This is a genomic window from Polaromonas sp. (genome assembly GCF_031411155.1).
In the GTDB taxonomy this organism is placed as follows: domain Bacteria; phylum Pseudomonadota; class Gammaproteobacteria; order Burkholderiales; family Burkholderiaceae_C; genus Polaromonas.
The window spans coordinates 1-8986 of record NZ_JANOAL010000141.1 but is presented as its reverse complement, the minus strand read 5'-3'; the positions used below and the strand labels follow the sequence as shown (position 1 = coordinate 8986).

At 64.7% G+C, this 8986-nt stretch carries 12 protein-coding genes; 5 read left to right on the top strand and 7 right to left on the bottom strand.

The genetic code is table 11. The features are described 5' to 3' along the window. From RMO23_RS09410 to RMO23_RS09390, 5 genes are all read right to left on the bottom strand, one after another. Nucleotides 1-495: phosphoenolpyruvate-utilizing N-terminal domain-containing protein (locus tag RMO23_RS09410; RefSeq protein WP_309680793.1), on the bottom strand; the 495-nt coding region annotated here is incomplete at its 3' end. Nucleotides 496-633: 138 nt separating this feature from the next. Next, entirely contained in the window at nucleotides 634-903 is a 270-nt protein-coding gene (locus RMO23_RS09405; RefSeq protein WP_309680792.1) for an HPr family phosphocarrier protein, read from the bottom strand. Then, nucleotides 872-1321, bottom strand: a complete 450-nt coding sequence (locus tag RMO23_RS09400; protein ID WP_309680790.1) for a PTS fructose transporter subunit IIA — start codon at nucleotides 1319-1321, stop codon at nucleotides 872-874. The genes RMO23_RS09405 and RMO23_RS09400 overlap by 32 nt, the downstream gene beginning before the upstream one ends. After that, complete coding sequence (locus RMO23_RS09395; RefSeq protein ID WP_309680788.1) at nucleotides 1318-2577, bottom strand: MFS transporter; 1260 nt, start codon at nucleotides 2575-2577, stop codon at nucleotides 1318-1320. Before RMO23_RS09395 ends, RMO23_RS09400 begins: the two co-directional genes overlap by 4 nt. A 10-nt stretch (nucleotides 2578-2587) precedes the next feature. Beyond that, nucleotides 2588-3139, bottom strand: a complete 552-nt coding sequence (locus RMO23_RS09390; protein WP_309680786.1) for a hypothetical protein — start codon at nucleotides 3137-3139, stop codon at nucleotides 2588-2590. 96 nt (nucleotides 3140-3235) lie between these two features. Between RMO23_RS09390 and RMO23_RS09385 the strand changes: the two genes are divergently transcribed. From RMO23_RS09385 to RMO23_RS09370, 4 genes are all read left to right on the top strand, one after another. After that, complete coding sequence (locus RMO23_RS09385; RefSeq protein ID WP_309680784.1) at nucleotides 3236-4471, top strand: CaiB/BaiF CoA-transferase family protein; 1236 nt, start codon at nucleotides 3236-3238, stop codon at nucleotides 4469-4471. Continuing rightward, nucleotides 4471-5202, top strand: a complete 732-nt coding sequence (locus RMO23_RS09380) for an alpha/beta fold hydrolase (protein ID WP_309680783.1) — start codon at nucleotides 4471-4473, stop codon at nucleotides 5200-5202. Before RMO23_RS09385 ends, RMO23_RS09380 begins: the two co-directional genes overlap by 1 nt. Continuing rightward, nucleotides 5199-5708 (top strand): hypothetical protein, encoded by a 510-nt coding sequence (locus tag RMO23_RS09375; RefSeq protein WP_309680781.1) that lies wholly within the window; start codon nucleotides 5199-5201, stop codon nucleotides 5706-5708. Before RMO23_RS09380 ends, RMO23_RS09375 begins: the two co-directional genes overlap by 4 nt. Before the next feature lie 187 nt (nucleotides 5709-5895). Continuing rightward, the gene (locus RMO23_RS09370; protein ID WP_309680779.1) at nucleotides 5896-7062 is read left to right on the top strand and encodes a hypothetical protein; all 1167 of its coding nucleotides are present in this window, start codon (nucleotides 5896-5898) and stop codon (nucleotides 7060-7062) included. 118 nt (nucleotides 7063-7180) lie between these two features. Here the strand turns inward: RMO23_RS09370 and RMO23_RS09365 are convergent, their stop codons facing one another. Further along, nucleotides 7181-7885 (bottom strand): DUF4197 domain-containing protein, encoded by a 705-nt coding sequence (locus tag RMO23_RS09365; protein WP_309680777.1) that lies wholly within the window; start codon nucleotides 7883-7885, stop codon nucleotides 7181-7183. Nucleotides 7886-7934: 49 nt separating this feature from the next. On the opposite strand from RMO23_RS09365, the gene RMO23_RS09360 reads away from it, so the two are divergent. Then, nucleotides 7935-8417, top strand: a complete 483-nt coding sequence (locus RMO23_RS09360; RefSeq protein WP_405041586.1) for a TlpA family protein disulfide reductase — start codon at nucleotides 7935-7937, stop codon at nucleotides 8415-8417. A gap of 130 nt (nucleotides 8418-8547) precedes the next feature. Here RMO23_RS09360 and RMO23_RS09355 read toward each other — a convergent pair whose 3' ends face one another. Beyond that, nucleotides 8548-8979 carry a cytochrome c gene (locus RMO23_RS09355; protein ID WP_309680795.1) on the bottom strand — a complete coding sequence of 144 codons (432 nt, stop codon included), beginning with the start codon at nucleotides 8977-8979 and terminating at the stop codon, nucleotides 8548-8550. Nucleotides 8980-8986 lie beyond the last annotated feature (7 nt).

Genomic DNA, 8986 nt, shown 5'->3' with positions numbered 1-8986 from the left:
CGGCGACTGCTTGCGGCTGGCGCCGGCGGTGACGACCGGCTGCATCGGCGAGGCCACGCCCTGCATGCGGCGCAGGATGCGCTCGACCACCTGCTCCAGGTCGGCCCGGCGTTCGCGCAGGTACTCGTCTTCCATGTCGTCAAACTGGCGCGCAATGATTTCGTACTGCGTCGTCAGCGCCCACTCGGCGTTGTAGTGGCGCTCGGTGATCCAGTGCTTGACGCCGCTGATCAGCTGCTCGTCCTGCAGCAGCATCAGGTGCACGTCCAGCAGCGGCCCGATTTCGTGCGGCGCGTCCTTGGGCAGCTCCTGCTGCAACTTGGTGATTTCTTCCACCACCGCATTGCGGGCAGTCCGCACGCGGCTGATCTCTTCGTCCGTGTTGGCCACGTCGATAAAGTAGTGCGCCACATCGGCGCGGCTGGACGCCACCAGCACGGCGCGGCCAATCGCAATGCCGCGCGAGACCGCCAGACCGTGGACAGAAAAAGTCATCCAGCTACCCCACAAAAATGGTCAAGATTCGCCGCCACAGGAGACGGGGTAAGGCAATTTTCCGCCGGGCCACCCCAAGGAAAATTAGCCCCCCGGGGGGCAGAGCGCTACACGCAGTGAGCGAAGGTGGGGGCAACATCACTCCCCTTCGCCGAATTTATCGGCTATCAAGGCCAGCAAGGCATCCATCGCGGCCCGCTCGTCCGGCCCGTGGGTTTCGACTTCAACCGTGCTGCCGATGCCGGCGGCCAGCATCATGACCCCCATGATGCTCTTGGCGTTGACGCGGCGCTCGCCCTTGCTCATCCAGACTTCCGAGGCAAAGCTGCCGGCCAGTTTGGTCAGTTTGGCCGAAGCCCTGGCATGCAGGCCCAGCTTATTGTTGATGCTGGTCTGGGTCTTGATCATGGCTTCTGCGGTTTTGATTCTGCGGCGCGGTGATGGCCACCTGCATCACGCCCTGCGCGCCACCCACCAGCGCGCGGGCCACCAGCGCATCGAGCGACTCGTGCCGGTAGGAGACGGTGCGCAGCAGCATGGGCAGGTTGACGCCGGTGATGAGCTTGGAATGAACGCCGTCGACCAGTTTTTGCGCGACGTTGCAAGGCGTTGCCCCAAACACATCGACCAGCACCAGCACGTCGGAGGTGCTGGCCTGCATCTGCCCGAGCATGATGCGGGCCTGGGCCAGGGTTTCTTCGGGCGGCAGGTTGGGCAGCACATCGAGCGCCACCACGCCGGCCTGGTTGTCGGGAAACACATGCAGCACGCACTGGCGCAAGGCAGAGGCCAGCGGGCCGTGGGCGATGACGAAAATGCCGTTCATGAGGCAGGATTATCGACTTTCACACTCAGAAAGTAGGCGTATGAGGCGATACAACAACACAAAAACACCGCCATCGCGGCCTGAAAGCTGGCCACCTGGCTCAGGCCCGCGGCCCTGAAGCCATCCAGCGCCAGGCCTATGCCCCACTGCACCACAAACACGCCGGCGAAAATCATCAGGTTGTAGGCCGACAGCGCCCGCCCGGCCAGCGCGTCCCGAAACGCCATGCCGACCGCCAGCTGGGCCAGGCCCAGGGTGCTGGAGCTCATGCAAAACAGCGCCCAGCCGAGCCAGCCGGTGGCTTCGCCGGCGCCGATATTGACGGCCAGCACCAGAAGGCTGAGCGGCACGCCCCCGCCAATCAGCCGGGTCGCATGCCAGCCCCGGCGCGCCAGCCAGGGGTTGACCATGCCCCAGCTCCAGAAAGTCAGCAGCATGCTGGCGTTGATGTAGAACAGCCCGGTGGCGGCCCGCAGCGGCGTGTAGCCCGCGACCCGGATCATCCAGGGTCCGGCCCACAGGGTCTGGATGGCCACCATGCCGCCGTAGTTGAACAGCGCCAGCGGCGCCATTTTCTGAAAGTAGCGGTTTCCCCAAACTTCGGCGTAAGTCGCCGGCTTTGGCGACTGCGACCCGCGATCCGGCCCCGCCACGTTCAAATCGGGTACGACGCACGCAATCGCCGCCATGGCCAGCACGATCAGCGCCGCCAGCATCCAGAACAGCGGCCGCCAGCCGGTCAGCGGCATCAGCCACTGCACCGGCAGGGTCGAGGCCAGCATGCCGAGCGAGCCGGTCATCAGCATCCAGGAGTTGGCGCGCAGCAGCGTCGCGCCATCAAACCAGCGCCGGTAGCCCGTCAGCGGCGCCATCAGGCAGGCGCTGACGCCCATGCCGACCAGCACGCGCGCGGCCAGCAGCCCGGCAAAGCTGCTGGCCCATGAAAACGCCAGGCAGCCGAGCACCGCCAAGGCCAAAAACCACAGAATGACGCGCCTGGGGCCATAACGGTCCAGCCAGCGGCCCAGCGGCAACTGGGTGGCCGCAAAGCCCAGAAAATAGCCACCCGCCAGCAACCCCAGGTCGCGCGCATGCAGCGCAAAATCCTGCGTCAGCACCGGCGCCAGGGTGGCGGTGATGGCGCGCAGCAGCGCCGAACAAAAATAGGCGGCGGCGAAGGCCAGAAAAACGAGGGCGCCGGTTTTTCTGTCGAGCCGCCCGTTCAGGGCGGCAAGCGGCGGTGCAATCGCCGTCATGGGCGCTGCTTCACGGGCTGGCCGGCGCAAACTTGAGGCTGGAGAAAAAGGTCTCGGCCACTTCGGGCGGCAGCCGGTCGGCGTACATCACGGCCTGAAACAGCTGCGCGCCCTGGGCAAAGTAGGCGGCCTGCCCGCTCACCGACGTGCCGTCGGCGCGCTGGCCCTGCGCCGTCACCAGCACCGGCGGCTGCGCGATGGCGGCGCCGGGCAGCTTGAGCGGGCTGAGCTGCGGCGCGCCGGCCCGCATGTTGGCCAGGGTCAGGCTTTGCCACTGGGCCAGCAGGGTCGCCGCCTGGGCGGCCTCGCCACTGTTGCCCAGGTCGGCCACGGCCACGGCAAAGGTAATGCCGCCGGTCTCGCAGCCCAGCATGGCGAGCGGGGTCGGCTTGCCACCAAAGGGCACGGTTTTTTGCGCCTTGTCGGGCTTGCACGGCAGCAAAAAGCTGAGCCGGGTGTTTTCCGGCCGCACTTCGCGCCAGTTGAAGGCCGGGTTGCAGGCCGCCAGCGCCAGCAACGCGGCTAGGGGGGCGGCTAAAAGGGTCAGGGTCGGTCGGGGCATCGGGCGCTCTGAAACTTTTTGAAGGGGCGACACGTCATGCACTGTACAGGCATTGGCGATTGTCGCCGCGCCCGGATTTCGCGCAAAATCAGGCGCATGAACTCTCTTCAAGGCATTCGTGTTCTCGATTTGTCCCGCGTCCTCGCGGGCCCGTGGTGTACCCAGACGCTGGCCGATCTGGGCGCTGATGTCATCAAGATCGAGCGCCCCGGCAGCGGCGACGACACCCGCAGCTGGGGCCCGCCGTTTCTGCAGGACGCCGACGGCGCGGACACGCAGGAGGCGGCCTACTACCTGGGCACCAACCGCAACCAGCGCTCGGTCACCTGCGACATTGCCCAGCCGGCCGGCCAGGCGCTGATCCGCGAACTCGTTGCGCGGTGCGATGTGGTTGTCGAAAACTTCCAGGTTGGCGACATGGCGCGCTACGGGCTGGTCTATGCCGCGCTCAAGGCCATCAACCCGCGCCTGGTGTACTGCTCGGTCACGGGCTTTGGCCAGAACGGGCCGTATGCCGACAGGGCCGGTTACGACTACGCGATTCAGGGCATGGGCGGGCTGATGAGTGTGACCGGCGAGCGCGACGACCTGGGCGGTGGCCCGCAAAAAGTCGGCGTGGCGGTGGCCGATTTGATGACCGGCATGTACGCGACCGTGGGCATACTGGCCGCCCTGCGCCACGCCGAAAAAACCGGCGAGGGCCAGCAGGTCGACATGGCCTTGCTCGACACCCAGGTGGCCATGTTGGCCAATCTGGGCGCCAATTACCTGGTCAGCGGCAAGGCGCCGGGCCGCGCCGGCAATGCGCACCAGAACATCGTGCCGTATCAGGTGTTTGAGGTCGCGCCCAGCGCCGACGGCCGCAAGGACCACCTGATTCTGGCGGTGGGCAACGACGCGCAGTATGTGAAGTTCTGCCGGGTGGCCAACATCCCCGAACTGGGCGTGAACCCGCTATTTGCCAAAAACCGTGACCGCGTCAAAAACCGCGCGCAGCTGGTGCCGATTCTGGAAGCCGTGATGCGCACCCGCGGCAAAGCCGACTGGCTGGCCGCGCTGGAGGTGGCCAAGGTGCCCTGCGGCGCCATCAACAGCCTGACCGAGGTGTTTGCCGACCCGCAAATCGGGGCGCGCGGCATGGTGACCGAGTGGCGGCACCCACTGAAAGACCGGCTGCGGCTGGTCTCCAGCCCGATCAAGCTCAGCGCCACGCCGGTGCGCGCCGATTTGCCGCCGCCCTTGCTGGGCCAGCACACCGACGCGGTCTTGCGCGAGCTATTGAACTACTCGGAGGCGCAACTGTCTGACCTGAAACACAAGGAGGTGATCTGATGGCCAATTTTGTTCTGGTGCATGGTGCCTGGCTGGGCGGCTGGTGCTGGCAGCGCGTCACCCTGGCGCTGCAGCAGCAGGGCCATCGCGTGCATGCCGTCACGCTGACCGGACTGGGGGAACGCGCCCACCTGCTGTCGCCCGCCATCACTCTGGACACCCACATTGACGATGTGATCAGCGCGATTGAAGTCGAGGAGCTGAGCGAAGTGATGCTGGCCGTGCATTCCTACGCCGGCATGATTGGCACCGCCGTGGCCGACCGGCTCGGCAAGCACCTCAAGCACCTGGTGTATGTCGATGCGGTGCTGCCCAGGCCGGGCGAAAGCTGGAGCAGCACCCAGTCGGCGGCGACGCAGCAGGAGCGCCTGACGGCCGCGCAGGCCACCACCCGCTTCAGTTTTCCGCCACCCGACCCGGCGGTGTTTGGCCTCAAGGAGGCCGACCACGCCTGGGCCAAACGCCGCCAGACGCCGCACCCCGGCAACACCTACCAGGCGCCGTTGGCCTTTGACGTGCAGCGCGTGGCCAGCGTGCCGCGCACCTACGTCAGCTGCACCGAGCCGGCGCTGGCCACCATCGCGCCCAGCCGCCTGCGCGTGCAGGACCCGCAGTTCTGGGACGGCGCCTGGAGTCCCCAGGCCCGCGTCGTCGAACTCAAGACCGGCCATGCCCCGATGATCAGCGAGCCCGCGGCGCTGGTAAAAATCCTGCTGGGCTGTGCCGCGTGACGCCGGCATCGCCGCTCCACAGGCGCCGGTTTTTCGCCACACTGGCCGGCGGCTTGGGCCTGCCCGCGTTGCTGCAGCCGTCGCTGGCACTGGCCAAAGACAGCCGCCTGCCCACCCCGGCATCACTGCCGCAGGCGGCCCGGGCCGCCGCAGCCCAGGGTGAGCCGCTGCTGCTGCTGGTCAGCCTGCCGGGCTGTCCGTATTGCGAGCTGGTGCGGCGCAACTACCTGCTGCCGATGCGCCAGCAGCAAGGCCTGCACGCGTGGCAGCTCAGCCTCAGTGACCGCGGCAGCGCGTTGACCGGCTTTGACGGCAACCCCACCTCGCCCGCCGCCCAGATCAGCGCCTGGCAAGCGGGCTTCACGCCGACCCTGCTGTTTCTGGGTCCGCAAGGGCAGGAACTGGCGGAGCGGCTGGTGGGTGTGGCGGTGCCCGATTTTTATGGTGCCTACCTGCAGGACAGGTTGGTCAGCGCGCGCCAGGCGTTCTCGGTGCGCCCCGTTTAAGCATATTGGTGCATAGCGTGATTAATGCACAATTGCAAGCAATCGTGTTATGCGAAAGAAGTTGTCGAGTCCCTCAATGCGTGGTGGAATGGCATTGTGGGTTGAATTTTTTTTCAGGTGGTTCGCCAGCGCTGTCCAGCAGACCCGCACCGCCCGGCCTTAATCAACAAACCAGAAGGTAAGTCAAGTGCAGTTCACGTCACGCGTCGCAGCCGTCAACGGCAGCAGCAAGCGGCCCCCGGCCGCTGAAGTCGCGCCCGATTCGGCCGCCAATGCTGCACCGCAAGCAGCGGCGCAGGCCACGACCGACTACACCCTGGTCAGCCAGATCGGGGCCGAGCTGTCCGCGCCCATCAACGCGATGCAGCAAATCGTGCATGACTTCACGCAGACCCGGCAGATTTCCCGCCGTCAGATGAAAGAGCTGAACGCCGCGATTGAAGCGGCCAGCCAGATTGCGCGCCAGACCCAGCAGATTGGCCGGCTCGCCGAAGGCCGGCTGCGCCAGTCGCACGAACGCATCCGGCTCGACGAGTTGCTGCACGAGGTGCTGCGCGAGCTCAGCCCCAAGCTCGAGGCCAGGGGCATTGAGGTTCGCTACAACATCAAGCCGGTGGAAATTATCGTCGATCCCGGCCTGCTCTCCGGCCTGGTTGACGCCGCCCTGAACTGGGGCTGTGCCCACGGACAGCACCTGATGATCTCGCTGAGCATCAAAAACTGGCCGGAGCACGGCATGCTGGTCATCAAGGCCACCGCCCCGCTGGCGCCCGACGACCCGGCGCGCCAGGCCGACACCATCAACGGGCAGTTGTTGAGCCACACCGCCCAGACCATGGGCGTGACGCTGCAGCAGGAATTGTCCGCCAGTGGCGAGGCCAAACTGGAGCTGGAATTTGCCCGCACCGTGCGGGTGCTGGAAGGTCTGACCACGCTGGAAATCGATGCCAGCGGCGACTCGTCCTTTCACAATGGCACCAAGCCGCTGGCCGGATTGCGCATTCTGGTGATCAGCAACGACCCGCTGGTCCGCGGCGAGGTCGATGAAGCCAGCCGCATGCTGGGCCTGAATGCGGACTCGGTCCCGACGGTGCTGCGGGCCAGGCGCTACATGGAGCTGGACATGCCGCACCTGATCATCATTGACGAGCGGCTGCACGACAACGAATTTGACCTGTTGGTCAATGATGTCAAAAACATCGAGCCCAATATCGGCCTGCTGGAAATCGCCGACAACCCCAACACCTTCGAGGTCTCGAGCTGGATGGGCGACAACATGACCCGCGTCAGCCGGGAAGTACTGCGGGCGCAGCTGCCGTCGGTGCTGACACTGGAACTGGCCCGGGCCCTGTAGCGCGGCGGGGGCCATGAAGCCTCCGATTTGCTATTATTTTAATAGCAAACTATGCTTGTTTTACAAGGGCTACGGCTTGATTTGATCACTATTTTGGCGTGTAGCCGGCATCCCGGGGTTATTTCAGCGCGCCAAACACCTTCTTGAGAATCGCGCTGCCGCTGCCCACCGGGTCCTGGCGGATTTTCTTTTCTTCTTCGCCAATGATCAGGTACAGGCCGTCCAGCGACTTGCCGGTGACGTACTGCTGGATGTTGGCGTCTGCCTTCTTGACCAGGCCAAAACCGGCCGCCTTGCCGGCAAATTCGTTGTATTTGTTGGCCAGGCCGACTTTTTCGGTGGCCTGGGTCACCACCGGCAAAAACTTCAGCCCCAGTGGCGCCCGGGTTTTCTCGGCGAAAAAGTGGGTCACCGAGGTTTCTCCGCCCTGCAGGATGTTTTTGGCGTCGGTGACGGTCATGCCGCGCACGGCGCTGAGCAGCAAGTCCTTGCCCATGGGCACGGCGGCTTCGGCGGCGCGGTTGATGGCGGTCACCAGTTCGTCAATGCGCTTGCCCTGGCCAAAGTTTTTCAGCAGTTTGGACGCATCTTCAAGGTAGCCGGGCAAGGGAATGCGAACTTTTGGGTTTCCCAGGAATCCATCGGGTTTGCCGAGCAGGGCAACGGCCGCCAAAGCGCCTTTTTCAAGTGCGGTTTTCAGGCCGCTGCTGGCCTCGGCATTGGTCAGGTCGCCCAATGCCAAGGCATGGGCTTGGCTGTAGGTGGCCACTATCAGGGCGCCCAGCGCGCTGATACCGGCCTGGTTAAAATTGCGACGTCGCATGATGGGAACCTTCACAATGAATAGAAATTCGAGCGTTTCAGTATGCCGCATGCTTGCGGTGGCGGCGCTTGGCATCGCCAGCATGGCGGGTTTGTACGGCTGCAGCGGGGTGCAGGCTGCGCCGGAATCGACCTTTGTGTTGCTTGATGGCAGCAAGAAAACCAGCGCCGACTTCAAGGGCAAGGTCACCCTGGTCAACTTCTGGGCCACCAGCTGCGTCACCTGCGTGGCCGAGATGCCCAAGGTCATCTCGACCTACAACAAGTACAAAGGGCGCGGTTATGACACGCTGGCCGTGGCCATGCGCTACGACCCGCCCAGCTATGTCGTCAACTACACCGAGACGCGCCAGCTGCCCTTCAAGGTGGCGATCGACAACACCGGCGCGGTGGCCAAGGCCTGGGGCGATGTGCAGCTCACGCCCACCACCTACCTGGTCAACAAGCGCGGTGAGATCGTCAAGCAGTATGTGGGCGAGCCGGATTTTGCGGCGCTGCACCAGCTGATTGAAAAGCTGCTGGCCGAAACCTGATTTCGGTCACCCCCAGCCCAAAAAAAGGCCGATTTTAAATGAAATTTGTCTTTTGTCCTTATCTGACGAGCATGGATAGCTATCAATTCAATAGCGCGTCAGTTCCCGGAAAAGCCTGACCTCCTGCACCCTACTGGCTGCGAAACGCATCGTGGCAGGATTTGCAGGTGCCTGCCGTCGCCGCGAACGCGGTTTTCAGGTTCTCCAGGTTGCCGCTCCTGGCCACCGCCGCGAGCCTGGCGGTGTCGGCAATCAGCTTGTCGCTGCTTTGCATGAATTTGACCTGTTCGGTCCATATTTCCGGCCTGGCTCGGGTGTTGCCGCCCTTGTCGGAGCCCGGCACAAAGCCGGCCCAGGGCAATTTCGCCATGTCGGCGATGATGTCCGCGCTGTCGGCGGCCAGTTTGGCGTCGTAGGGCGCACGGCCTGCCGCCATGGCGCCGACGCGGCTGACATGCTGGCCCATCACAAACAGCGCATTCTGGCGGTATTTGATGGCATCTTCGGGTTTGGCAAATTGCGCCGCGGCCGGCAGGCTCAAGCCCACCAGACTGGCGGCCAGGGCAAAA

Excerpts from the sequence above, each read along its gene's own strand:
- RMO23_RS09405 (WP_309680792.1), bottom strand. The coding sequence starts at position 903 with ATGATCAAGACCCAGACCAGCATCAACAATAAGCTGGGCCTGCATGCC.
- RMO23_RS09400 (WP_309680790.1), bottom strand. The coding sequence starts at position 1,321 with ATGAACGGCATTTTCGTCATCGCCCACGGCCCGCTGGCCTCTGCCTTG.
- RMO23_RS09395 (WP_309680788.1), bottom strand. The coding sequence starts at position 2,577 with ATGACGGCGATTGCACCGCCGCTTGCCGCCCTGAACGGGCGGCTCGAC.
- RMO23_RS09390 (WP_309680786.1), bottom strand. The coding sequence starts at position 3,139 with ATGCCCCGACCGACCCTGACCCTTTTAGCCGCCCCCCTAGCCGCGTTG.
- RMO23_RS09385 (WP_309680784.1), top strand. The coding sequence starts at position 3,236 with ATGAACTCTCTTCAAGGCATTCGTGTTCTCGATTTGTCCCGCGTCCTC.
- RMO23_RS09380 (WP_309680783.1), top strand. The coding sequence starts at position 4,471 with ATGGCCAATTTTGTTCTGGTGCATGGTGCCTGGCTGGGCGGCTGGTGC.
- RMO23_RS09365 (WP_309680777.1), bottom strand. The coding sequence starts at position 7,885 with ATGCGACGTCGCAATTTTAACCAGGCCGGTATCAGCGCGCTGGGCGCC.
- RMO23_RS09360 (WP_405041586.1), top strand. The coding sequence starts at position 7,935 with ATGCTTGCGGTGGCGGCGCTTGGCATCGCCAGCATGGCGGGTTTGTAC.